This is a genomic window from Roseobacter sp. HKCCD7870, from assembly GCF_037830315.1.
GTDB lineage: Bacteria > Pseudomonadota > Alphaproteobacteria > Rhodobacterales > Rhodobacteraceae > M30B80.
The window spans coordinates 604,640-625,236 of sequence record NZ_JBBLYO010000001.1 but is presented as its reverse complement, the minus strand read 5'-3'; the positions used below and the strand labels follow the sequence as shown (position 1 = coordinate 625,236).

23 protein-coding genes and 1 tRNA gene are annotated in these 20,597 nt (G+C 57.8%); 7 read left to right on the top strand and 17 right to left on the bottom strand.

Annotated features, from left to right (window positions below):
- Window positions 1-3 precede the first annotated feature (3 nt).
- The 8 genes from AAC637_RS03220 to AAC637_RS03185 all read right to left on the bottom strand — a co-directional run bounded on the left by AAC637_RS03220 (window position 4) and on the right by AAC637_RS03185 (window position 5,520).
- Window positions 4-1,080 carry a 2'-deoxycytidine 5'-triphosphate deaminase gene (locus AAC637_RS03220; RefSeq protein ID WP_340302285.1) on the bottom strand — a complete coding sequence of 359 codons (1,077 nt, stop codon included), beginning with the start codon at window positions 1,078-1,080 and terminating at the stop codon, window positions 4-6.
- Window positions 1,081-1,154: 74 nt separating this feature from the next.
- Window positions 1,155-1,231, bottom strand: a tRNA-Pro gene (locus tag AAC637_RS03215).
- Between the two features lie 73 nt (window positions 1,232-1,304).
- Window positions 1,305-1,850 carry a MerR family transcriptional regulator gene (locus AAC637_RS03210; RefSeq protein ID WP_340302284.1) on the bottom strand — a complete coding sequence of 182 codons (546 nt, stop codon included), beginning with the start codon at window positions 1,848-1,850 and terminating at the stop codon, window positions 1,305-1,307.
- 12 nt (window positions 1,851-1,862) lie between these two features.
- Window positions 1,863-2,168, bottom strand: a complete 306-nt coding sequence (gene ihfA / locus AAC637_RS03205; protein ID WP_340302283.1) for an integration host factor subunit alpha — start codon at window positions 2,166-2,168, stop codon at window positions 1,863-1,865.
- Between the two features lie 118 nt (window positions 2,169-2,286).
- Entirely contained in the window at window positions 2,287-3,261 is a 975-nt protein-coding gene (locus AAC637_RS03200; RefSeq protein WP_340302282.1) for a beta-ketoacyl-ACP synthase III, read from the bottom strand.
- On the bottom strand, window positions 3,258-4,355 hold the full coding sequence (gene plsX, locus AAC637_RS03195; RefSeq protein ID WP_340302281.1) for a phosphate acyltransferase PlsX: 1,098 nt from the start codon (window positions 4,353-4,355) through the stop codon (window positions 3,258-3,260). The genes AAC637_RS03200 and plsX overlap by 4 nt, the downstream gene beginning before the upstream one ends.
- 39 nt (window positions 4,356-4,394) lie before the next feature.
- Complete coding sequence (rpmF, locus tag AAC637_RS03190) at window positions 4,395-4,601, bottom strand: 50S ribosomal protein L32 (RefSeq protein ID WP_317654399.1); 207 nt, start codon at window positions 4,599-4,601, stop codon at window positions 4,395-4,397.
- Between the two features lie 268 nt (window positions 4,602-4,869).
- Window positions 4,870-5,520, bottom strand: a complete 651-nt coding sequence (locus AAC637_RS03185; RefSeq protein ID WP_340302280.1) for a YceD family protein — start codon at window positions 5,518-5,520, stop codon at window positions 4,870-4,872.
- Window positions 5,521-5,691: 171 nt separating this feature from the next.
- On the opposite strand from AAC637_RS03185, the gene AAC637_RS03180 reads away from it, so the two are divergent.
- Together AAC637_RS03180 and AAC637_RS03175 are read left to right on the top strand one after the other, a co-directional pair.
- Window positions 5,692-6,186, top strand: a complete 495-nt coding sequence (locus AAC637_RS03180) for an outer membrane protein assembly factor BamE (protein ID WP_317654403.1) — start codon at window positions 5,692-5,694, stop codon at window positions 6,184-6,186.
- 28 nt (window positions 6,187-6,214) lie between these two features.
- A complete protein-coding gene (locus AAC637_RS03175) occupies window positions 6,215-6,952 on the top strand; it encodes a GNAT family N-acetyltransferase (RefSeq protein WP_340302279.1) in 738 nt (245 codons plus the stop codon).
- On the opposite strand, the gene AAC637_RS03170 is transcribed toward AAC637_RS03175, so the two are convergent.
- Genes AAC637_RS03170 through tyrS form a run of 3 tightly spaced genes read right to left on the bottom strand, consistent with a single transcriptional unit; the run spans window position 6,896 to window position 9,095 of the window.
- Window positions 6,896-7,126: a hypothetical protein gene (locus AAC637_RS03170; RefSeq protein ID WP_340302278.1), complete on the bottom strand. Its 231-nt coding sequence runs from the start codon at window positions 7,124-7,126 to the stop codon at window positions 6,896-6,898. The two genes, AAC637_RS03175 and AAC637_RS03170, sit on opposite strands and share 57 nt — an antisense overlap.
- A gap of 12 nt (window positions 7,127-7,138) precedes the next feature.
- On the bottom strand, window positions 7,139-7,801 hold the full coding sequence (locus AAC637_RS03165; protein WP_340302277.1) for a hypothetical protein: 663 nt from the start codon (window positions 7,799-7,801) through the stop codon (window positions 7,139-7,141).
- A gap of 43 nt (window positions 7,802-7,844) precedes the next feature.
- Entirely contained in the window at window positions 7,845-9,095 is a 1,251-nt protein-coding gene (gene tyrS / locus AAC637_RS03160) for a tyrosine--tRNA ligase (RefSeq protein ID WP_340302276.1), read from the bottom strand.
- 76 nt (window positions 9,096-9,171) lie between these two features.
- On the opposite strand from tyrS, the gene AAC637_RS03155 reads away from it, so the two are divergent.
- On the top strand, window positions 9,172-10,278 hold the full coding sequence (locus AAC637_RS03155) for an anhydro-N-acetylmuramic acid kinase (RefSeq protein ID WP_340302275.1): 1,107 nt from the start codon (window positions 9,172-9,174) through the stop codon (window positions 10,276-10,278).
- Here the strand turns inward: AAC637_RS03155 and AAC637_RS03150 are convergent.
- From AAC637_RS03150 to AAC637_RS03135, 4 genes are all read right to left on the bottom strand, one after another.
- Complete coding sequence (locus tag AAC637_RS03150) at window positions 10,275-10,703, bottom strand: cupin domain-containing protein (protein WP_340303131.1); 429 nt, start codon at window positions 10,701-10,703, stop codon at window positions 10,275-10,277. The two genes, AAC637_RS03155 and AAC637_RS03150, sit on opposite strands and share 4 nt — an antisense overlap.
- A 6-nt stretch (window positions 10,704-10,709) precedes the next feature.
- A complete protein-coding gene (gene eno / locus AAC637_RS03145; protein ID WP_340302274.1) occupies window positions 10,710-11,984 on the bottom strand; it encodes a phosphopyruvate hydratase in 1,275 nt (424 codons plus the stop codon).
- 45 nt (window positions 11,985-12,029) lie between these two features.
- Window positions 12,030-12,938 carry a DMT family transporter gene (locus AAC637_RS03140; protein WP_340302273.1) on the bottom strand — a complete coding sequence of 303 codons (909 nt, stop codon included), beginning with the start codon at window positions 12,936-12,938 and terminating at the stop codon, window positions 12,030-12,032.
- A gap of 84 nt (window positions 12,939-13,022) precedes the next feature.
- Window positions 13,023-13,400: a Fur family transcriptional regulator gene (locus AAC637_RS03135; protein WP_445322427.1), complete on the bottom strand. Its 378-nt coding sequence runs from the start codon at window positions 13,398-13,400 to the stop codon at window positions 13,023-13,025.
- Between the two features lie 149 nt (window positions 13,401-13,549).
- Here AAC637_RS03135 and AAC637_RS03130 point away from each other — a divergent pair, with 149 nt between their 5' ends.
- Window positions 13,550-14,446 (top strand): DMT family transporter, encoded by an 897-nt coding sequence (locus AAC637_RS03130; RefSeq protein ID WP_340302272.1) that lies wholly within the window; start codon window positions 13,550-13,552, stop codon window positions 14,444-14,446.
- Here AAC637_RS03130 and AAC637_RS03125 read toward each other — a convergent pair.
- Both AAC637_RS03125 and AAC637_RS03120 read right to left on the bottom strand, forming a co-directional pair.
- Window positions 14,443-15,900 (bottom strand): protein adenylyltransferase SelO, encoded by a 1,458-nt coding sequence (locus AAC637_RS03125; RefSeq protein WP_340302271.1) that lies wholly within the window; start codon window positions 15,898-15,900, stop codon window positions 14,443-14,445. The two genes, AAC637_RS03130 and AAC637_RS03125, sit on opposite strands and share 4 nt — an antisense overlap.
- Window positions 15,897-16,835, bottom strand: a complete 939-nt coding sequence (locus AAC637_RS03120) for a nucleoside hydrolase (protein WP_340302270.1) — start codon at window positions 16,833-16,835, stop codon at window positions 15,897-15,899. The genes AAC637_RS03125 and AAC637_RS03120 overlap by 4 nt, the downstream gene beginning before the upstream one ends.
- Window positions 16,836-17,001: 166 nt before the next feature.
- On the opposite strand from AAC637_RS03120, the gene AAC637_RS03115 reads away from it, so the two are divergent.
- The 3 genes from AAC637_RS03115 to AAC637_RS03105 all read left to right on the top strand — a co-directional run bounded on the left by AAC637_RS03115 (window position 17,002) and on the right by AAC637_RS03105 (window position 20,439).
- Window positions 17,002-17,718: an RlmE family RNA methyltransferase gene (locus AAC637_RS03115; protein ID WP_340302269.1), complete on the top strand. Its 717-nt coding sequence runs from the start codon at window positions 17,002-17,004 to the stop codon at window positions 17,716-17,718.
- Window positions 17,719-17,805: 87 nt separating this feature from the next.
- Window positions 17,806-19,260 carry an IMP dehydrogenase gene (gene guaB / locus AAC637_RS03110; RefSeq protein ID WP_340303130.1) on the top strand — a complete coding sequence of 485 codons (1,455 nt, stop codon included), beginning with the start codon at window positions 17,806-17,808 and terminating at the stop codon, window positions 19,258-19,260.
- A 9-nt stretch (window positions 19,261-19,269) separates the two neighbouring features.
- A complete protein-coding gene (locus AAC637_RS03105) occupies window positions 19,270-20,439 on the top strand; it encodes an RsmB/NOP family class I SAM-dependent RNA methyltransferase (protein ID WP_340302268.1) in 1,170 nt (389 codons plus the stop codon).
- The last annotated feature ends 158 nt before the right edge of the window (window positions 20,440-20,597 follow it).

Genomic DNA, 20,597 nt, shown 5'->3' with positions numbered 1-20,597 from the left:
CGCCTATTTGAAATGCTTGGATAGTTTTAGCCCTTGGCCCTGATAGTTTGAGGCAATCTCACGGCCATATAACGTGCTGGGGAGGCTTTCCATCCGTTCATAAACTAAGCGGCCAACCACCTGCCCATGTTCGAGCACAAAGGGGGCTTCGTGGCAGCGCACCTCAAGAACCCCGCGCGCGGGTTGGCCGTGGCCAAAACCTGGATCAAAGAAGCCTGCATAATGAACGCGGAATTCTCCAACCATCGCCAGATAGGGCGACATTTCCGCTGCGCAATCGGGCGGGATTGAGACTTCCTCGCGGCTCACCAGAATATAAAACGCACCGGGATCAAGGATGATACGGCCTTGATCCGTATGGATTTCTTCCCAAAAATCGCGCGCGTCATAGGCCCCGATACGATCGAGATCAATCACGCCCGTATGAGGTTTGGCGCGATAGCCGACAAGGGTGCTATTCTCGCGCTTGAGGTCAACCGAGAACCCCAATCCTTCGTCAATCACAGCTGTCTCGCCTGAGACAAGCGGGCTTTCTGCGTGGCGTGCGCGCAATTCATCATCGCTGAGAACCGCTTGCCCTTGGCGAAAGCGGATTTGATTAAGTCGCGCGCCGGCCCGCACCAGAACCGAGAAACTGCGCGGGCAAATTTCGGCATAAAGCGGCCCGTTATAGCCATGTGCGATGCGGTCAAATTCTGTGCCGCTATCGGTGATCGTGCGCGTCAAAAGGTCAAGACGCCCAGTTGAGCTTTTGGCATTGGCAACGGCGCTGATATCTTGGGGCAGGTTTAAGCCCTCCATCAGGGGCACAACATAAACGCAGCCCTTCTCCAATACGGCGCCTGCGCTGATGTCGATTTTATGCATCTCAAATTCGGCCAGCCGATCTGCGACACGCGCACCCTTGCCTGCAAGAAACGAGGCGCGCACCCGATAGGCCACGGGGCCAAGGCGCAGGTCAAGACTGGCAGGTTGCACTTGGGTTTCCGCAGGTGGGGCAGTGAGCGTGATCTGACCTTCTGCGATCATCGTCTCAATCCGATGATCTGGCAGCACGCCCCGTGTCTGATCTGTCGCCATTGCGAACCCTCCCTTGACCTTTACCCAAGAAAAAACCGCCCCGCCGCAAAGGGCAAGAGCGGTTTTAAAAAATCTGGTCGGGCTAGCAGGACTTGAACCTGCGACCTTCCGTCCCCCAGACGGACGCGCTACCAGGCTGCGCTATAGCCCGAATGGGGTTCTTCTACCGATTTTATGGCGTGGCGCAAGGGCTAGGGCGCAGGAATTTCGACAAAGCGCAGGCTTTACCCATGCGCCGCAGCCATGAGCCCCGCCTGTAGCTTGCGCAGCCGCGCAAGGATTGGGGCGGATTGCGCCTCTGGCAATGATTTCAGCACAGTCTTGCGCGCCTTTAGCGCGGCCAGCCCATCAGCGAGGGGCAGGGGGGTTCCTTGCATCACAGACTGAGCGGGGGCAGGGTGCGGCGTGGGGCTTGGCGTATTTTCATTGGCCGCTTCACGCGCCACTTCTGCAATGCTTGGGGCAGGTTGCACCTCGGCCACCATCATATCGGGGTCAAGCTCAGGCGAGCGCGCAGCGACTGCCGCAACCCCGTCTTCGCGCAAAAGGCGCTGAACGCCCCGAATGGTCATGCCTTCATCATGCAGCAACACCTTGATCCCGCCGATCAGGCGCATATCGGCAGGGCGATAATAACGCCGCCCGCCTGCGCGTTTCACAGGTTTGATTTGGGTGAATTTGCTTTCCCAAAACCGCAACACATGGGCCGCGACACCAAGCCAATCGGCGACTTCGCGAATGGTGCGAAAGGCATCGGGGGATTTGGCCATCCTGCCCGCCTCTTAGCGTTTCTTATTGCCGTCTGCTACCCGCTCTTTCATCAGATGCGAGGGGCGAAAACTGAGGACACGGCGGGGCGTAATGGGCACTTCTTCGCCCGTTTTCGGGTTGCGACCAATGCGTTCAGATTTGGCGCGCACGCTAAATGTGCCGAAAGACGAGATTTTGACCTGTCCCCCATCGACCAATGCGTCTGACATCAACTCAATTACACGCTTAACAAGGTCGCTGCTTTCATTGCGCGACAAACCCACTTCACGAAACACGGCTTCGGATAAATCCATCCGCGTCAGTGTCTTATTGTTCATTGCTCATGTCCTCCCGACATTGGCGCAGCGGTATAAGGGTTGTTTTAGCACCACCACAGAATGAGCAATGCTCCGGCGCGAGTCAATCGTCGTGACGTAAGGGCAAGATTTTAGCGCCTTACCAGCGCAAAACCACCGCACCCCAAGCCAAGCCACCGCCAATCGCTTCGGTAACCAATAGGTCACCTTTTTTGATCAGGCCGCGCGCTACGCCGACCGACAATGCCAAGGGGATAGATGCGGCTGACGTGTTGCCGTGATCTTGCACGGTTACAATCACCCGATCCATATCGACCCCCATTTTTTGGGCGGTGCGGGTGATAATGCGCAAATTGGCCTGATGCGGCACGATCCAGTCGACATCTTGGGCCGCATTGCCCGAACGCGCGAGCGCGGCATGGGCGGTTTCGGCCAGTTTTTCGACCGCATGGCGGAACACTTCGCGCCCTTCCATCCGCAGATGGCCAATGGTTTGTGTCTGCGAGACACCGCCATCGACATAAAGCAGATCACGAAATTGACCATCTGAATGCAGATCAACGGCCAAAACGCCCCGATCTGTGGCCGCGCCCGCGCTTTCTTCGGCGCATAACAGAACGGCGCCTGCGCCATCGCCAAACAAAACACAAGTTCCGCGATCTTCCCAATCCAAAATGCGGCTAAAGGTTTCCGCACCAATCACCAAAATCCGCTTGGCCTGACCAGAGAGGATATAGGCATTGGCGGTAGACAGCGCATAGATAAACCCCGCGCAGACGGCCTGCACATCAAAAGCAAAGCCCTGCGTCATCCCAAGCCCATGCTGCACCATCGTGGCGGTAGAGGGAAAGGTGAGATCTGGGGTTGAGGTGGCAACGATGACGCCATCAACATCGGCCGCAGACAAGCCCGCATCCGCCAAGGCAGCCTCACAGGCCTTGATTGCCATTTGGCTGGTCGTCTCGCCCTCGGCGGCGAAATGACGCCGTTCAATCCCTGTGCGGGCGCGAATCCACTCATCCGAAGTGTCGATTTGCGCTTCGAACTCCGAATTGGGCACAACCCGCTCAGGCAGGTAATGGCCAATTCCAGTTGCGACTGCGCGAAGTGTCATGCCTGTTTCCCTTCCCCATGGACGATCTGATCTGCTGCGGTTTCCGCCTCGGCGATCCGTTTGGTCAACTGATCTGCAAAATCCGCTGCGGCCAATCGTGCCGCCAATTTGATTGCGGCTGCAACCCCTGTTCCATCTGCCGAGCCGTGGCTTTTGACCACTGTGCCATTCAGGCCCAAGAACACACCGCCATTGACGCGGCGGGGGTCCATACGTTTTTGCAACCTCTTGAGTGAGCTATAGGCCATCACCGCAGCCAAGCGCGACAATATTGAATATTCAAATGCCTCGCGCAGAAATTCGCGGATAAGACGCGCGGTGCCTTCGCCCGTTTTGAGCGCGGCATTGCCTGTGAATCCGTCACAGACGATCACATCGACCTTATCAGAGGGGATATCGCCCCCCTCGACAAAGCCCACGAATTCAAAATCTGCCGCAGGTGCGGCGCGGGCGACAAGGTCATAGGCATCGTGTAATTCGGTGCGGCCCTTATGTTCCTCGGTGCCTACATTCAGGATTCCGACACGCGGGCGGGATTGGTCTAAGCCGCTGCGCGCATAGGCGCTGCCCATCAGGGCGAAATGCAACAAATCTTGGGCATCGGCCCGGATATCAGCGCCCACATCCAACATGACGTTAAAGCCAGATGGGTTGCGCGAAGGCCACAAAACACCAATCGCAGGACGGTTCACCCCTGGGATTTTGCGCAACCGCAACATCGACAGCGCCATCAGCGCGCCCGTGTTGCCACAAGACACAGCCGCCCGCGCCTCGCCGTTTTCCACGGCCTGAACCGCGCTCCACATCGAGCTGCCTTTGGCGTGGCGCACCACCTGCGAGGGTTTGGCATCCATCGTGACCACATCGTCACAATGGCGAATGTCGCAGCGCCCCTTCAGGTCACCGCGTTTGGCAATCAGCTTGTTCAGGGTTTTGCCATCGCCATGCACGATGAACCGCAGATCAGGGTTCTTGCGGGCAGCTTTGGCCATGCCAGAAACAACAACAGAGGGGCCAAGATCGCCCCCCATCGCATCAATCGATAGCACCGTTCCAGGAACTTGACGCCCAGTCAGAACGGATGTCTCTGTCATGACTTTTAAATCCGCTTGCCTCGGAAAAACGCTCGGCCCTTAGGCCGCGTCATCATCGAGATCAATCTCGTCTGCTTGGGCAATAACCTCGCGGTCATTGTAGCTGCCGCAAGACGGGCAGACGTGGTGGGGGCGTTTCAGCTCACCACAGCTTGGGCATTCATTTGGATTGCCAGCGGTCAACGCGTCATGCGAACGGCGTTGGTTGCGGCGCGAGCGGGTCACTCGGTTCTGGGGGACAGCCATGTTTCAACCTCGGTTTTGTTAGGGGCTTCGCGGTCAAGATTGACCAAACAGGGGCAGCCCATCGTCACGTTTCAAATCTCTGTCACATTTTTTTCACCAAAGGGCAACCTGTGATGCGCGGCTCATGGGGTGATTTGCCCGAAAAACGCGCGCAAAATTGGGATAAAATCCAATTGGCGAATGAGGGCGGGAACATACAAAGATTCTGCACCTATGCAAGCCCTAATAGACCTTTGGGTAAATTCCGCGCGTTTGCGTTTGTTTGAGGTTATTTATCGCTGTTTTTGGCGGGGCTGCCTGTATTTTTGCTTGCGCCCGCATCGCCACTGTCTGCGGGGGATTGCACCAATTTATCCCGTAATTCTTGCAAAGCAGAAAGTGGGTTTGCGGTTTGGGGGGGCTCAACCTCCGCCTCTACTGGGCCCGCCTTGGGGGGGCTTGCGCTGTAAATATGCACCAAATTGGCGGCGTCATCCTCGGTTGCGGCATCTGGTGCGCGCGGATAATCGGGTAGGGCCAATGCCAAGGCTTCGGTCATCACGGCATATAGGTCAATTTTTGCGGGCAATGGCTCGATGCTGTCATCTTCGGGCATCTCGGCCTCTTCGGCCTCGGGCGCCGTGAAATCTGCGATATAGCGGCGAAACACATCGGTATCGATCCGCGTCACCACATCCGCCAAACTGACGCTGCAGGCCTGTGTCACTGTTGCGCCCAGTTGCCCCTCAAGGCGCCAATCGTTTTTGCCTTCGGGCATAATTTTGCCTGTAAAGCGCAGTTTGCGCAGCGCACGTAGCTCTAGATCATCTGCAATCTCGCGCAACGCATCCGCATCGGGGGTCAAGGCAAATGTTTTGCCGCCTGCGCGGCGCAGTTCGGCCAATGCCAAAAGATCAGGGCGTGGGTTGGCGTTTGACATGATCTCCCCTCAAGTTTCTGATCAATTTCCCCTCGAAAATGAGGGTCGCGCGATTGCAATGCTTGCTCTGTTGGTCGCTGTAAGTTAAGCCCAAATGAAGACAGACGCCATGCCTGAATGTTTGCGCCTAAGCGCAGAAGGGAAGCTGGCGCTAGGGTGAGGAAGATGGGCATGGCAGAACTTCGGATCAGCACGCAGGCACGCATGGGGCGCAAGCGGGTGCGTGCAGCGGTGATTGCAGTGGCCTTTGGATTGGCTTTGTCTGGCTGCACCGAAAGTTTCCGTGACCATGGCTTTATCCCGCCGCAAGAAGAATTGGATGCCATCACCATCGGTCAGGATACCCGCGACAGCCTCGGGCAAACCCTTGGCCGCCCTGCTGGTGAGGGCGTGATTGGCGAAACCACATGGTTCTATTCGCAATATCGTGTGCGCAGCTATGCATGGCGGGCGCCCGAAATTGTGAGCCGCGATATCGTGGCCGTGTCCTTTGCCGATAACGGCACCGTGTCGAATGTGGAAACCTACACGCTTGCCGATGGTCAGATTGTCGATATTTCGCGCCGCGTTACGGAAAGCTCGATCCGTGAAGTGTCGATTTTCCGTCAGGTTATGGGTAATTTTGGCCGCATCAATGTGGGTGAGTTGGTCAACGCCAACAATTAATCCGTTGTCTGCGTAACATAGGTGCATCATGCGCGAGAAGGTGGCGGGGAAATATCGGCTGCGCATGGCCCAAACCGCCGCCGATGTGACCGCCGCGCAAACCCTGCGGCACCGCGCTTTTCGCGGTGGGGCAGATGGGGCGGGTCTAGATGCGGATCCCTATGATGCGCTTTGTAACCATATCCTCATTGAAACGCAGGAAGCGGGGAAATTGGTCGCCTGTTTTCGCCTGATGTGCCTGCCCGATGGGGCAGCCTTACACACCAGTTATTCGGCGCAGTTTTACGATTTATCGCCCCTGTCCGATTTTGACGGGCCAATGGTTGAGATGGGGCGTTTTTGCCTTGTGCCAGAGGTGCATGACCCGGACATCTTACGTCTCGCATGGGGGGCATTGACCGCCTATGTGGATGAGATCGGGGTCAAGCTGCTCTTTGGTTGCTCGTCTTTTCGCGGCACGGATGCGCTACCCTATCATGATGCCTTTGCGCTGTTGCGTGATCGCCATATTGCGCCCGCCCGATGGCGGCCTCAGATCAAGTCGTCCCATGTGTTTCCATTCGCGGCAAAGCTGCGGCGCAAACCCGATCTGAAACGGGCAATGGCAACGCTGCCGCCGCTTTTGCGCAGTTATTTGATGTTGGGGGGATGGGTCAGCGATCATGCTGTGATTGATCAAGATTTGAACACGCTGCATGTGTTCACAGGGCTAGAGATTGCCGCCGTTCCGCCCGCCCGCGCGCGGCTGTTGCGTCTGGCGCGCTAAGCGGTGCAAGGGGGCCAAGGCGCGGCTGAGCGCCCATGTGCCCCCAAGCGGCAGAAGTGTTGCCCCCGTTCCCCGTTTGAACCGCGCAAGTCCAAGGCTATCCGCCTCACTCAGCCCCAGATCAAAATGCTGCGCCCGCTTGGCGGCGTATTTCATGGCCGCGAAAAGCAGCATCTGGTAGCTTCCCTAGGAGCAATCGGCGCTGCGCCATCCAATGTGATAGGCTGCTTCATGCCCTGAAAGTGAGAATAGCAACGCAGCTTGCCGCGACACCCCCTCGCAGACATAAAGCAGGGTTTGGGTCTTGCTGCGGCCAATTTCGGCCAACAGGGCCAGCGCGATCCCGTCATAGTGGTTTCTTTTACGCTGTGCCGCTTCGGCGGCCAAAAGCCACCCATCGCGCGGCGTATAAAAGGGCCGAATGCGGGCCACAGCGCCACGCTGCAATGCGGTTTTGCGCGCAGCCCGCCATTTGGGATGCAGGCGCGCAACCATCTCGGCGGGGTTTTGTGTCAGCGGCACGCTCAAGCTGTGGCGCGGTTTGGCAAGGCGCAGAAACCCCGCACGGGCCAAGACTGCCCCTTGCGCAGGGGTGGCCGCGTTGATGAGCACATGTGCCATGCCCTGTGGGGATGCGCCTGAAAGAATGGAGGCAGGAATATGAGCAGGTTTTGCGCAATAGCCAACAGAGCCTAGGATTGGAAAACGGCGCGTTATGAAAAGCTGGCCGTCAATGCGCGCAACAGACTGCCCCAGCGCGCGCAATGCCTGCTCAAACCCCGCAGATTGGGTAAAGCCCGCTGTGGCAATGGGTAGGGCATCATCAAGATCGGGCAGGCTGTGCAACATAGCCGCAAGACTGCCCGATCAAGGTAAATCCAAGATTAACGGATCAGCCCAATTCCACCAAGGCATGGCGCTTTTTCCCTGCGCTCAGTTTCAAGGGCGTGGCCAGATCACTGGTTGTGATCATCAGGCCTGCATCCGTGATGGCCGCGTCATTTATCCTTGCGCCGCCTTCTGCGATCAGGCGCTTGGCCTCTTTGCCCGACCCTGCCAAGCCTGAGCGCGTGATCAGCTGCACAATCGACACGCCCTCGCCAATGTCATCGGCGCCGAGCGTGAGACGGGGCAGGTCATCGCCCATACCCCCTTTCTCAAACACCTCGCGCGCGGTTGCCTCTGCTGCGGCGGCGGCATCGCGCCCGTGCAACAGACCCGTCACCTCATTGGCAAGAACGATTTTAGCTTCGTTGATTTCGGAACCTGCAAGCGAACCAAGCCGCTCGCACTCTTCAAGCGGCAATTCGGTGTAAAGTTTCAGGAATCGCCCCACATCCGCATCGGTCGTGTTGCGCCAGAATTGCCAGAATTCGTAGGGCGACAGCATCTCGCCATCCAGCCAGATCGCGCCACCTTGGGATTTGCCCATCTTTTTGCCATCTGATGTGGTCAGAAGCGGCGTGGTCAGGCCAAAAATCTCGTGATCCAAAACACGGCGGGTCAGGTCGATACCATTGATGATATTCCCCCATTGATCCGACCCACCCATCTGCAGCGCACAGCCATAACGGCGGTTCAGTTCAAGAAAGTCATAGGCCTGAAGGATCATGTAATTGAATTCAAGGAAGCTTAGGCTTTGTTCGCGATCCAGACGCGATTTGACCGATTCAAACGACAACATGCGATTGACCGAAAAATGCCGCCCAATATCGCGCAAAAACTCCAGATAATTCAGCCCGTCCAACCATTCAGCATTGTTCAGCATCAACGCGCCAGTCGCGCTGTCATCATAGCTTAGATAACGCGCAAAAACGCGGCTCATGCCCGCGATATTATTATCAATCGCCGCCGCATCCAAAAGTGGGCGTTCATCAGATCGGAAGGAGGGGTCACCAACCTTTGTGGTGCCGCCGCCCATCAATGTGATCGGCTTATGCCCCGTTTTCTGATACCAACGCAGCAACATGATGTTCAGCAAATGACCCACATGCAGGGATTTTGCCGTTGCATCATATCCGATATAGGCAGGGGTCACGCCCGCGCGCAGCTTTTCGTCTAGCTCTTGCAGATCCGTGCAATCCGCAAGAAAACCGCGCGCACGGATGATCTGAAGGAAGTCGGATTTGGGCTGGTAGGTCATTGCGGTGTGATCCATTCTTGGAAAGCGAGGCGCAGCGGTTTTATGCTCTGCGCGGTAATCTATAACGGGGGCGGGGATGAAGGGAAAGGGTCAAGCCAACCCAAGGCTACGCGTGGCGGGATTGATGTCTGGCACATCGCTAGATGGGGTGGATGCCGCCATTTTGGACACCGATGGGGTGCATGTGCTTGGCTTTGGTCAAACGGCCTTCCGCCCCTATAGCCCGCATGAGCGTGCCGTGCTGCGCGGCTGTCTTGGCAAATGGCCCGATGATGCGGGCCTTGCAGAGGCCCAAGAGGTTATCCACCGCGCCCATATCGAGGCGCTGCAGGCGTTGAACGCGCGCTTTGATCTCATAGGGTTTCATGGGCAAACCTTGTCGCATGATCCAGATCAGGGACGCACGCATCAATTGGGCGATGGCGCGGTTTTGGCGCGGGCCTTTGACTGCCCCGTGGTTTGGGATTTCCGTAGCAATGATATGCGGATGGGGGGGCAGGGCGCGCCTTTGGCCCCGTTTTATCATTTTGCCCTCGCAAAACATAGGGGCGCCAAGGCGCCCTTGGCCTTTCTGAATTTGGGGGGTGTGGGGAATATCACCTATGTTGATCCAAGCCATGACCGCCCAGAACAGGAGGGGGCGCTTGTAGCTTTTGACCCGGGGCCTGCCAATGCGCCGATGGATGATCTTATGTCAGGGACAGGGCAGGGCTACGACACTGACGGCGCCTTGGCCGCATCGGGCCGCGTGAACGAGGCCTTTGTCGCACGGGTCATGGCGCAGGGGTATTTCTTGAAAATGCCCCCAAAATCCCTTGATCGCGATACGTTTGCGCTGGTTCTGACCGAGACGCAGACGATGCCCTTGCCCGATGGTCTGGCCAGTTTGGCCGAGGTCAGCGCGCGCGCTGTGGCCGAAAGCCTCGCGCATCTGCCCAAACCTGTTACCCAGATTTTGGTCTGTGGTGGCGGGCGTAAGAATGGCCATCTTATGGCGCGCCTCGCCGCGTTAACGGGCCTAGAGGTCGTGGCGGTTGAGGTGGCGGGCTTTGATGGGGATTTCCTCGAGGCGCAGGCCTTTGCCTATCTTGCGGCGCGGGTGCAGGCAGGGCTGCCCACCTCTGCACCTGCAACCACGGGCGTGGCGGCGGCCATAGGGGGCGGGCAAATCAGCCGCCCCTAGCCAGTCTCGCGCGGGATATCAAACCCTGCGGGCGCAAGGGTAAAGCCGTCAAAAGAAAAGGCAGGGCTGACAGTGCAGGACACCAGCGTGTAATCCCCCGTGCTGCGCGCCGATTGCCAATGCCCCTCTGGCACAATGACCTGCGGCGCTGCGCGGGTCAGGTCTGGCCCAAGAATATGATCGCGCGCAGGCCCCTGATCGGTGGCGCTGAGCGACAGGATCAATTCCGCGCCCGCGTGGTAATGCCAAATCTCGGTCGCATCGACATGGTGCCAATGGCTGACCTCGCCTGCGCCCAGAAGGAAATAGATGCAAGACCCCGCAGGGCGGTCGGCCACGCCGCCGCCCACCCATGTTTGCCGATAATGCCCACCCTCAGGATGGGGCATCAGGCCCAGATGGGCGATAATCTCGGCGGTTGTCATCATGCCTTAGCGCAGGATGGATGTGCCCGCATAGCGCGCGACATCGCCCAATTCTTCCTCGATACGGATCAATTGGTTGTATTTTGCCAAACGATCCGAGCGCGCGAGGCTGCCTGTTTTAATCTGGCCGCAATTTGTGGCCACGGCCAAATCGGCAATCGTGGCATCCTCGGTCTCGCCCGAGCGGTGGCTCATCACGCAGGCCATGCGGTTGCGATGCGCCAGTTCGACCGCGTCCAAGGTTTCGGTCAGTGTGCCGATCTGGTTCACTTTTACCAGCAACGCATTGGCGCAGCCTTTTTCGATACCTTCAGCCAAACGGGCAGGGTTGGTGACAAAGAGATCATCACCCACCAATTGCACCTTGTCGCCAATCGCATCGGTCAATTCTTTCCAACCTGCCCAATCATCTTCGGACATGCCATCCTCGATGGACAAGATTGGGTAATCAGCGCAAAGCGCCTTGAGATAGGCCACATTTTCCGAAGGGGTCAGGCTGAGGCCTTCGCCTGTCAGCTCGTATTTGCCGCCTTTGAAGTATTCGGTCGCCGCGCAATCAAGCGCCAACATCACATCAGAGCCAGGCTTGAAGCCTGCTTTTTCAATCGACTGCATGATGAAATCAAGCGCCGCGCGGCTTGACGAAAGCGCAGGGGCAAAGCCGCCCTCATCGCCAACACCCGTTGCCAGACCCGCGGCGGACAGCTCTTTTTTCAGGGTGTGGAAAATTTCCGACCCCCACCGCACAGCCTCAGACAATGTGGGGGCTGCAACAGGCATCACCATAAATTCTTGAATATCGATTGGGTTATCTGCGTGCTCACCGCCATTGATGATATTCATCATTGGCACAGGCAGAACGCGCGCCTGAGTGCCGCCGATATAGCGATAAAGCGGCTGGCCTGTGGCCTCGGCGGCGGCTTTGGCAACGGCCATCGAGACGCCCAAAATCGCGTTCGCGCCAAGACGGCCCTTATTCTCGGTGCCGTCCATTTCGATCATCACTGCATCAATTGCGGCCTGTTCGGTGGCGTCAAACCCAACCAACGTGTCGGCCAATTCGCCATTGACGCCCGCGACCGCCTTTTGAACACCTTTGCCCATATAGCGCGCTTTGTCGCCATCGCGCATCTCAACCGCCTCATAGGCGCCTGTGGATGCACCCGAAGGCACAGCCGCGCGGCCCAATGTGCCACCTTCGAGGATTACATCCACCTCAACAGTGGGGTTGCCACGGCTGTCGAGAATTTCGCGGGCGTGAATATCAATGATGGTGGTCATGGCTTGGCCTGTCTGTGAAGAAAGAAAAAAGATTTGCGCGATGCTTTAGCGCGATGTGGGATCAGAAGAAAGGGTCGATTGCGCCTGTTGTGCGGCACGCGCAAGTCGCGCTTCGCGGATCAACGTGTAAAGCCCCGCCGCGATCACGATGGCTGACCCTGTCAGCATATAGGCATCGGGCCGCTCGCCAAAAACAATCGCGCCCAAGATCAGCGCGAATAAGAGCCGCGAGTAGCGAAACGGTGTAATGACCGAGATATCCCCCATACGCATGGAGAGGGTCAGCGCGTAATAGCCCATCACCCCTGCAAGCAGGGCGGCAGCAAGGCGGATCACCTCGGGGCTGTGCGGGGCAAAGGCCCCCCCTGAAAAGGCCCAGAGTAACAGGCCTGCGGGCACGACCGCAAAAAAACCGTAACAAGACAGCTGCATCGAGCTGTATTTTGCGGGCATCACACGGGTTGCCAAATCGCGTGCCGTCAGGCCCGTGACCCCCAAAAGGGCTAAAACCGCGCCGATATCAAATTCGGCTGTGCCAGGGCGGATGATGATGAGAACCCCGATGAAACCAATGATAATCGCACTCCACCGCCGCCACCCAACAGGCGCGCCTAAAAACAGGGCCGCGCCCATCGTCACCATCAAGGGCATGGCCTGCACAATGGCCGCGACAAGAGACATGGGCGACAGCGCGAGGGCAGAGACAAAGGCCATCGTGCCAAACATCTCGCCCAAATTGCGGGTCAGCATCAGCGGGTCAAGCAAGTCACGGTTGATCAATTTGGTGCCTTGCGCCCAAGCGATCCCGCCAAAGATCAGCGCGCCCCCTAAGCCCAAAAGGATCAAAATTTGTCCGACAGGCATGGTCACGCTGAGGGTTTTGACCAGCGCATCCTCAATCGCAAAGCCAAACATCGCTGACGTCATCAAGGCGATGCCGCGTATATTTTCCATTCTGGGGGTCGCTTCCGTGCAAAATAGCCTTGCGCGTGGCTTAGCCTGTGCCGTGGCGCGATGCTAGCCCTGTGGCGGGTCTGACTATTTTTTCTTGGGCGCTGTAATCGGCACGCCGTAAAGCTCAAGCTTATGCCCCTGAAGCCTATAGCCCAACTTGGCCGCGATTTTTTCTTGCAGGGCTTCGATCTCGGGGTCGATGAATTCGATGACATCGCCTGTTGTCACATCAATGAGATGATCGTGATGTTCGCGCTCCGCATCCTCATAGCGTGCGCGGCCATCGCCGAATTCCACCTTTTCTAGGATGCCTGCTTCTTCGAATAATTTAACGGTGCGATAGACTGTGGCCAAGGAAATCCGTGGATCAACGGCGGAGGCCCGAGAGTAAAGTTCTTCGACATCGGGGTGATCGGCGGATGCGTCTAGAACCTGCGCAATGACGCGGCGCTGTTCCGTCATGCGCAGCCCTTGCGCATTACATCTCATCTCGATCGTCTCAGTCACCAATTTTGCCCTTTTTCAACCTCTGCCTTTTCATCTGTAAGGGATTTGACATCGCCCGAAAAGACCGCTTGGGTCATGGCATATCAAAACACATAGGCCGGGTGATGGAGCATCAACCACAGCGCAAAGCGCAGATGGATCAATTTGGCACTGTGGGCATGATCCTGTTTGCGGTTCTTCTGGCTTTTAATCAGGTCGTGGTCAGGGTCACGAATGAGGGGATTCAGCCCGTGTTTTTTGCAGGCATTCGATCCGTGGGGGCCGCATTTTTGCTGCTGCTGTGGATGCGCTTTCGCGGGATCCCGCTTGATTTCGCCCGTGCGCCCCTCTCTGGCCTTTGGGTGGCGCTGCTCTTTGCGGGACAGTTTATGTTTCTGTTCCTTGCTCTTGATTACACCACGGTCGCGCGCGCCTCGGTTTTGTTTTACACCATGCCGATTTGGCTGACACTGGCCGCGCATTTTCTGATCCCGGACGAGCGGATCACAGCCCAAAAAGGCATCGGGTTGGCGCTTGCGTTTGGCGGGGTGGTGTGCGCTTTGGCATGGCCGCATGACGGGCGGGCGAGCGGCGCAGGCGGGGTTTTGGGCGATATATATGCGATTGCAGGGGCAATGTGTTGGGCTGCGATTGCGGTGTCGGCACGGATCACGCCGTTGCGCACACTGCGGATTGAAATGCAGTTATTTTGGCAGCTTTTAGTCTCTGGCCCAATATTGATCGCGGCGGCGCTGTTTTTTGGCCCGTTCTTGCGTGACCCTGAGCTGATCCATTGGGCGGGGCTAGGTTTTCAGATTGTGGTGATTGCCTTTGCCGCCTTTCTGGTCTGGTTTTGGTTCATCTCGATTTACCCTGCCTCCTCCATTGCGTCCTTTAGCTTTTTATCGCCGATTTTTGGGGTTGCGATGGGGTGGCTCTTTTTGGGCGAGGCGGTTGGGCTTGAGCTTTTGCTTGCGCTTGCTTTAGTTTGTGCGGGGCTGATCTTGATCAATCGCCGCTAGGTGCCGCAGAAGGTCTGTGTCACCCGTTCTGCCGCGGTAGGCGCGGCCTCATAGGCGGAAAGGCTGGGATCGGGCGTATAGGGCGCAGCCAAGGCATGGCTTAGGGCCTGAAATTTTGACAGATCACCCGATAGCGCGGCTGCGATCATTGCCTCAACCTGATGATTGCGCGGGATGCGCACAGGGTTAGCCTGACCCATTTCTGCGCGTGTCTCTGGGGTGGTTTCACCGTCCCACATCATGCCCCAGTCGCGCAGGGCTTGATCCCCTGTTGCGCCCAGTTCAGCCTCAAGGCCCGATAGGCCCCCTTCGGTCAGTGCCCGAAAGGCGCGGGTGAAATCCCCCCCCAGCCGTGCGAGATGCTCGAGAAACTGAAGCCCCATTGTGCCTGCCTGCGGATGATCAGGGCCAAGCCCCAGTTTGCGCCCCAAAACCGCATGCCATTCCGCGTCAAAGCGATCCGCAAATCCCTGCACGATCTGGGTAAAACGGTCTATTGCATCCTCACGCGGGCCATTGCAGATGGGTAAAATCGAGGTGGCGAATTGGGCGATGTTCCAGACCGCGATATTGGGCTGATTGGCATAGGCATAGCGCCCAAACTGGTCGATGGATGAAAACACCTGCTCAGGATCATAACGATCCATGAAGGCGGCAGGGCCATAGTCAATGGTTTCGCCCGATATTGTCATATTGTCGGTGTTCATCACGCCATGGATGAACCCTACACCCATCCATTGCGCAATAAGGCGCGCTTGCGCATCACGCATCCCGATCAAAAGATCATCAAGGCTTTGGGCCTGCGGATAGTGGCGCGCGATTGCGTGATCCGCCAAAGCGCGCAGGGCCTCGCGATCATCCCGCGCTGCAAAATATTGGAATGTGCCCACGCGGATATGGCTTTGGGCAACGCGGGCGAGAACCGCGCCGGGGCGGATATCTTCGCGCAAGATATCCTCGCCCGTGGTGACAGCGGCCAAAGCGCGGGCGGTGGGTATCCCAAAAGCCGCCATCGCCTCGCTCAAGACATATTCGCGCAAGACGGGCCCAAGCCATGCGCGCCCATCGCCCATGCGCGAAAAGGGTGTGCGCCCTGCGCCTTTGAGTTGGATGTCAAAGCGCCCCTGATCCGTTACCACCTCGCCCAAGAGGATTGCACGCCCATCCCCTAATTGCGGCACCCATCCGCCGAATTGATGCCCCGCATAGGCCTGTGCAATCGGGTCTGTCCCTGCAAGCATCTTGTTGCCTGCGAAAATCTGGGCCAGTTCGTCATCGCTCATAGCGCGGAGCGTATCAGCAAGCCCCAAGCGGTCTGCAAGCGGGTGATTCAGCGCCAAAAACTTTGGACCTGGCGCAGGGGTCGGGGCAACCCGCGCAAAAAAGCGATCGGGCAGGCGGGCATAGCTGTTGTCAAAGCCGATGCTAGGAGGGGTTTTGTCTTGGCCTGTCATGGCAGTCTTGCGATCCTGTCATGCAGCAGCGCATAAAACCCATCTGCATCCATGTCGCGGATAAACAGCGCATTGGCCTTGCGATCTGTAACACCCCAATAATCCGCGACCGTCATGCCCAGTGTCAGCTCGGATTGGGTTTCAATCTCGACATTGATGGTGCGACCAGAAAAGAGGTCAGGATCTAGCAGATAGGCAATTACGCAAGGATCATGCAAAGGCGCCCCAGCAGCACCGTATTTTTCTTTGTCGAAGCGTTCAAAAAACCCTGTCCAGGCGGCAACCATCGCGCCTGTGTGATTTCCCATTGCCTCAAAGCCCGCAACGCGGGGCGCGGTTGTTAGGGCCTGATGCGTGACATCGAGCGGCATCATCGTGATCGGCGCGCCTGATTGAAACACAATCTCGGCGGCCTCTGGGTCTACGTAAATGTTAAATTCTGCGGCAGGGGTGATGTTTCCGACCTCAAAATAAGCGCCGCCCATCAGCACGATCTCTTGCACCAGTGGGATCACATCGGGGGCCTTTTGAAAGGCCCGTGCGATGTTGGTCAGGGGGCCAAGCGGGCAAAGCGTCACTTGTTTGGGATGGGCGCGCAGGCTGTGAATGATGAAATCCACCCCGTGTTCAGGGTCAAGCGGCAGATGGGGTTCGGGCAAAGGCGGGCCATCTAGACCTGTTTGCCCATGCACATGCTCGGCGGTCACAAGGGGGCGGGCAAGCGGGGCAGCCTCGCCCGCGAAGACGGGTACATCAGTGCGCCCAGACAGACCCGTTACAATGCGGGCATTGCGCTCGGTCAGGGGCAGGGGGACATTGCCTGCAACGGCCACAACGCCCAACACATCAAGCGCCTCAGGGCAGGCCAAAGCCAACAGAATGGCCACGGCATCATCTTGGCCTGGATCCGTATCAATGATGATTTTGCGTGCCATGTGGTGTTGATCCTTGCGCTGCATCATTGCGGCTAAATTGGCGTGGCTTGGCGGGCTTGTCCATGACCTGTGCGGCAGGTTTTGGAAATTCGCGCAAAAGGCGCAGTCCCTTGCGCTAATGCGGTCTGCGCAGTAAGCGGGGGAAAGAAGCGAGTTGGAACCTGAGATGACCAAAACCCCCACAGGAAAAAGCGGCAGCGGGCGCGGCGCGCGGGATTTGCGTGTGAAGGTCAAAACCGCGCGCGGGCGAAAACTCAGCTCAACCCGTTGGTTGGAGCGGCAGTTAAACGACCCCTATGTGCAGCGCGCCAAGCGCGAAGGCTATCGCGGCCGCGCGGCGTTTAAGATCATGGAATTGGATGACAAGTTCCGCTTTCTGGTGCCAGGCGCGCGGGTGGTTGATTTGGGCTGTGCGCCGGGGGGATGGTGTCAGGTGGCCGTGCCTCGGATCAACGCGTTGGGCGAGAAATCAGGCAAGGCCATTGGCCGTATCATCGGTGTTGATCTTCAAGAGGTCGAAGCCATCGCAGGCGCAGAGCTGCATCAATTGGACTTCATAGAAGATGATGCAGATGAAAAGGTCAAAGCCTGGCTTGGTGGCAAGGCCGATGTCGTGATGAGCGATATGGCCGCAGCCTCGTCAGGGCATAAGCAAACCGACCATTTGCGAATCATCGCCTTGTGCGAGGCCGCAGCCTATTTCGCCTTTGATGTGTTGGAAGAGGGCGGAACATTTGTGGCCAAAGTGTTGGCAGGGGGCGCTGAGGGCGATTTGCAAAAGATCCTCAAGCAGCGCTTTGCCAAGGTGGCAAATGTGAAACCAGGCGCGAGCCGCGCGGATAGTTCCGAGAAATTTGTTGTCGCCTCAGGATTTCGCGGCTGAGATTTTTTCCCGATTGGGGCTTTCCCTCAGGGCGTATGCATGAGATAGGGCAGTGCCAATTGAAACTCCCGCAAGGAGAGATGCGTGATGGAGATTCGTGAGGCCCTTACCTTTGATGATGTTTTGCTGCTGCCTGCCGCGTCTAGCGTGCTTCCCTCGACTGCAGATACGCGCACGCGGGTGACAAAATCGATTGCGCTGAACATCCCGCTTTTGTCTTCCGCTATGGATACGGTGACCGAGGCGCGCATGGCGATTGCAATGGCGCAGGCGGGCGGTATGGGCGTTATCCACCGCAATCTTACGCTTGAGGAACAAGCCCGCGAGGTGCGGCGCGTCAAACGGTTTGAAAGCGGTATTGTCTATTCCCCCGTCACATTGACCCCAGATCAGACCTTGGCCGATGCCAAGGCCCTGATTGAGCGGTATAATTTCACGGGCTTTCCTGTTGTGGATGAAAAGGGCCTCGTGGTGGGGATCGTCACCAACCGCGATATGCGCTTTGCGACATCTGACGAGACGCCTGTGCGCGCGATGATGACATCTGATAATTTGGCCATGCTGCGCGAACCTGCAGATTTGGAAGAAGCCAAAAGCTTGATGAAGGCACGGCGGATCGAGAAGCTGTTGGTTGTCGATAAATCGGGCAAGCTCACGGGTCTTTTGACCCTGAAAGATACTGAGAAAGCAGTGCTGAACCCCAATGCCTGCAAAGATGATTTAGGCCGTTTGCGCGTGGCCGCCGCCACAACCGTGGGCGATGCGGGCTTCGAGCGTTCGGAGGCGTTGATTGACGCGGGCTGTGATCTGATCGTGATCGACACTGCGCACGGGCATTCCGAGGGCGTGGCCCATGCGGTTGAGCGGGTTAAGAAACTGTCCAATGCTGTGCAGGTCGTGGCGGGCAATGTCGCCACAGGCGATGCCACTCGCGCTTTGATTGATGCGGGCGCAGATGCGGTTAAAGTGGGCATCGGCCCCGGATCCATTTGCACCACGCGGATTGTGGCGGGCGTTGGTGTGCCGCAATTAACCGCGATCATGGATTGTGCCGAAGCAGCCGCGGTCTCTGGCACGCCGATCATTGCTGATGGCGGTATCAAATTCTCGGGCGATTTCGCCAAGGCGATTGCCGCAGGCGCCTCTTGCGCGATGGTTGGCTCTGCTATTGCGGGCACAGATGAATCCCCTGGTGAGGTGATCCTCTATCAAGGTCGCTCGTTCAAATCCTATCGCGGGATGGGCAGTCTTGGCGCAATGGCGCGCGGCTCAGCGGATCGCTATTTCCAAAAAGATGCCGCCTCTGACAAATTGGTGCCCGAAGGCATCGAGGGGCAGGTGCCCTATAAAGGCAGTGCCAATGCGGTCATCCACCAGTTGGTGGGCGGTTTGCGCGCGGCGATGGGCTATACGGGCTCGGCCACTGTGGATGAGATGCGCAATAACTGCCAATTCGTGAAAATCACCAATGCAGGCCTGCAAGAAAGCCATGTGCACGATGTGCAAATTACCCGCGAGAGCCCCAATTACCGCGTGGGCTGAGGCGCGCGCGTGACGCCTGCTGCGCGATATCAGGCCGCGATTGAGGTCTTAGACGCCATTCTTGCGGGCCAAACCCCTGAACCCGCCTTGCGGGCATGGGGCAGGTCTGCGCGCTTTGCGGGGTCAAAAGACCGCGCGGCCATTAGCGACCATGTCTACGATGTGCTGCGCAATCGCGGCCGCGCAGCGGCCCTTGCGGGATGCACTGTCCCGCAGGCCACGGGGCGCGCGCTGATTTTGGGGCTTTTGCGCCTGCAAAATGTGGCGGTTGAGGATGTCTTTGGGCAGATGCCATACGGCCCTAGCGCGCTTTCGGCGGATGAGGCGAAGGAACACCCAACCCCCGATATTTTGAGCGATACGCCCGATTGGCTGCTGGCGCTGCTCAAGGCGGAATTTGGGCCAGACTTGGAAGGCTTGCTTGCCGCCATGTCCACGCGGGCGCCTGTCTATCTGCGGGTAAATACGCGCAAGACCACGCCTGAGCATGTGATTGCCGACTTGGCCCAAGCGGGGGTGCACGCGATAGCCGACCCACGCCTTGCCACCGCGCTTGAGGTGCAGACGGGCGCGCGCAAAATTACCGCCACAGCCGCCTATCAGGCAGGTTTGATCGAGATGCAAGACCTGTCTGTGCAGATGGCAATGGCCGAGATCCCAGTGCCCCAAACAGGGCGCATTTTGGATTATTGCGCAGGCGCAGGGGGGAAATCTTTGGCCATTGCCGCGCGCAGTGATGCGGATCTGACATTACATGATAAATTCCCCAAACGCATGGGCGATGTCGCCTTGCGCGCCGAACGGGCGGGGATGATCTATCAAACCCGCGAAGATGCGCAATTGGATCACGAAGTCCCATTTGATGTGGTTCTCTTGGATGTGCCCTGTTCTGGCAGTGGAACATGGCGGCGTGATCCGATGGTGCGGTGGCGGATGACACCCGAAACTCTGGCGACTTTGCAGAGTGAGCAAGCGCAGATCTTGGATCGGGCGGTGGCCCTTGCCGCGCCGCGCGGCCTTATCATTTACATGACCTGTTCGCTGCTGCGTGCGGAAAATGAAGATGCGGTGCATGCGCTTTTGGCGCGCCACCCGCAGTTTGACCTGCTTCAGTCACGCCGATTTGATCCGCGCAATGCCTCGGACGGGTTCTTTTTTGCCGTGTTACAGGCAAAATAAGGCATCTTCGCGCGCTGCCGCGCCTTTCGCGTAAATCTTAATCAATCGTTAATTGTTTGGGCCGATGCTGCGTGAAAAAAACGTGAACACGGAGGCGCGGCTTGTCAGATCAAGCCAGTATAGCGACCGGGCAAACCAAGCCGCGGTTTGGTCAGTTT

What these genes read in the sequence shown, in the direction of transcription:
- AAC637_RS03220 (WP_340302285.1), bottom strand. Translation starts at nt 1,080, where the DNA reads ATGGCGACAGATCAGACACGGGGCGTGCTGCCAGATCATCGGATTGAG.
- AAC637_RS03210 (WP_340302284.1), bottom strand. Translation starts at nt 1,850, where the DNA reads ATGGCCAAATCCCCCGATGCCTTTCGCACCATTCGCGAAGTCGCCGAT.
- ihfA (WP_340302283.1), bottom strand. Translation starts at nt 2,168, where the DNA reads ATGAACAATAAGACACTGACGCGGATGGATTTATCCGAAGCCGTGTTT.
- AAC637_RS03200 (WP_340302282.1), bottom strand. Translation starts at nt 3,261, where the DNA reads ATGACACTTCGCGCAGTCGCAACTGGAATTGGCCATTACCTGCCTGAG.
- plsX (WP_340302281.1), bottom strand. Translation starts at nt 4,355, where the DNA reads ATGACAGAGACATCCGTTCTGACTGGGCGTCAAGTTCCTGGAACGGTG.
- rpmF (WP_317654399.1), bottom strand. Translation starts at nt 4,601, where the DNA reads ATGGCTGTCCCCCAGAACCGAGTGACCCGCTCGCGCCGCAACCAACGC.
- AAC637_RS03185 (WP_340302280.1), bottom strand. Translation starts at nt 5,520, where the DNA reads ATGTCAAACGCCAACCCACGCCCTGATCTTTTGGCATTGGCCGAACTG.
- AAC637_RS03180 (WP_317654403.1), top strand. Translation starts at nt 5,692, where the DNA reads ATGGCAGAACTTCGGATCAGCACGCAGGCACGCATGGGGCGCAAGCGG.
- AAC637_RS03175 (WP_340302279.1), top strand. Translation starts at nt 6,215, where the DNA reads ATGCGCGAGAAGGTGGCGGGGAAATATCGGCTGCGCATGGCCCAAACC.
- AAC637_RS03170 (WP_340302278.1), bottom strand. Translation starts at nt 7,126, where the DNA reads ATGCTGCTTTTCGCGGCCATGAAATACGCCGCCAAGCGGGCGCAGCAT.
- AAC637_RS03165 (WP_340302277.1), bottom strand. Translation starts at nt 7,801, where the DNA reads ATGTTGCACAGCCTGCCCGATCTTGATGATGCCCTACCCATTGCCACA.
- tyrS (WP_340302276.1), bottom strand. Translation starts at nt 9,095, where the DNA reads ATGACCTACCAGCCCAAATCCGACTTCCTTCAGATCATCCGTGCGCGC.
- AAC637_RS03155 (WP_340302275.1), top strand. Translation starts at nt 9,172, where the DNA reads ATGAAGGGAAAGGGTCAAGCCAACCCAAGGCTACGCGTGGCGGGATTG.
- AAC637_RS03150 (WP_340303131.1), bottom strand. Translation starts at nt 10,703, where the DNA reads ATGACAACCGCCGAGATTATCGCCCATCTGGGCCTGATGCCCCATCCT.
- eno (WP_340302274.1), bottom strand. Translation starts at nt 11,984, where the DNA reads ATGACCACCATCATTGATATTCACGCCCGCGAAATTCTCGACAGCCGT.
- AAC637_RS03140 (WP_340302273.1), bottom strand. Translation starts at nt 12,938, where the DNA reads ATGGAAAATATACGCGGCATCGCCTTGATGACGTCAGCGATGTTTGGC.
- AAC637_RS03135 (WP_445322427.1), bottom strand. Translation starts at nt 13,400, where the DNA reads ATGACGGAACAGCGCCGCGTCATTGCGCAGGTTCTAGACGCATCCGCC.
- AAC637_RS03130 (WP_340302272.1), top strand. Translation starts at nt 13,550, where the DNA reads ATGGAGCATCAACCACAGCGCAAAGCGCAGATGGATCAATTTGGCACT.
- AAC637_RS03125 (WP_340302271.1), bottom strand. Translation starts at nt 15,900, where the DNA reads ATGACAGGCCAAGACAAAACCCCTCCTAGCATCGGCTTTGACAACAGC.
- AAC637_RS03120 (WP_340302270.1), bottom strand. Translation starts at nt 16,835, where the DNA reads ATGGCACGCAAAATCATCATTGATACGGATCCAGGCCAAGATGATGCC.
- AAC637_RS03115 (WP_340302269.1), top strand. Translation starts at nt 17,002, where the DNA reads ATGACCAAAACCCCCACAGGAAAAAGCGGCAGCGGGCGCGGCGCGCGG.
- guaB (WP_340303130.1), top strand. Translation starts at nt 17,806, where the DNA reads ATGGAGATTCGTGAGGCCCTTACCTTTGATGATGTTTTGCTGCTGCCT.